Raw genomic sequence first — 1,219 nt, forward strand, 5'->3', positions numbered from 1 at the left:
CCCAGCCCCGGCTTGGTGGACAACAGCGCGCCAAGGGTCTCCAGGCGGCGGCCGTTGAGGACGTCGACCAGGGCCTCGCGCTCGGCCTCCGGCAGGGCCTGCAAATGGTCTTTGAGGGGACCGGAGTCCAGCGGGTTGATCCGCCCGGCACCGCCGCCGATCCGGACCACGCTGCCGCCGAGCTCATGGATGAGGTCGCTGTACTCGCCCTTGACGTCGCCGGGCACGCAGACCATGTGCCCGTAGGAGCTGTAGACGAGACAGATCCGTTTGACCAGCGCGGACTTGCCCGCGCCCGGCTGGGACATCACCCATACGCCAGGGTTGGTCGTGAGGGTGCCGGTCCAGCCGGACGGGTCGATGCACACCAGCTCACCGGTCAGCACGTCCCGGCCGACCGGCACCCCGCGCGGCGGAAGACCCGCCCCGAGCAGGAAGGGGTAGAGACCCCCGACTTGCGTGGACGGGCCGGTGTAGACGGTGCCGGCGTCCTCGACCGGGGCCCGGCCACCGAACCGGCCACCCCATCCGAGCCGCCCGGCGAAGCTCCGGCGCCGCTTCTGCTCGACCTTCCGCTCCGCCCGCCGCTCGGCGAGCGACTTCTCCGGATCGGTGGACGGCTGCATGCGCCGGGGCGTGGCGATGTTCTGCTGCGGCTTGCGTGCCATCCCTGTCAGTCCCTCACCAGCGGGTTGTAGCCCAGCGGCAGACCGGCGGCGAACACCGCCGCCTGCGCCCCGAACGCCGGACGCATCCGGATCCCACGCGTCGCCTTCACCGCCCGCTCCAACTCCTGCCGGGCGGCGGGCAGTTCCTCGGCGGTACGGGCGGTGGCGGTCACCATCAGCGTCCAGTCCACAACCTGCGCACCGGACGCGGCCTGCGCCGCGGCCTTCTCCGCCCGCGCGTAGTCGGCCTTCTGCGACCACTTCGCCCGCCCCTTGACCTGGGCGGTCGCATGGGCACGCTGCTCGGCGTTGCTGATCTCCCGCTCCAGCACCGCCTCGCCCTCGTGCGGGTCCAGGACCCGGTAGGCGAGCGTGACCCTTCGCTGGAACCGGCCGGGGCTGAGCAGCGGCAGCAGTGCGCTGTAAGGGATCGGGCGGCGCGGCATCTCCCGCAGCACCCAGGAGACCGACACACCGCCGTCGTGCGCGTACTCCTCCCACCCGTCATCCGCAGCCGCCGGCCCGCACTCGCCCCACGACAGCTCCGCGAA

General features: G+C 72.4%; 1 protein-coding gene and 1 pseudogene. Both read right to left on the reverse strand.

Going from position 1 to position 1,219, the window contains the following annotated elements; genetic code table 11:
* Positions 1–668 (reverse strand): annotated as a pseudogene (locus tag ACZ4Z5_RS33350) (ATP-binding protein); the annotation flags it as partial.
* A gap of 5 nt (positions 669–673) precedes the next feature.
* Positions 674–1,219: SCO6880 family protein (locus ACZ4Z5_RS33355; protein ID WP_468270034.1), on the reverse strand; the 546-nt coding region annotated here is incomplete at its 5' end.

This window comes from Streptomyces sp. NPDC030222 (assembly GCF_055573115.1).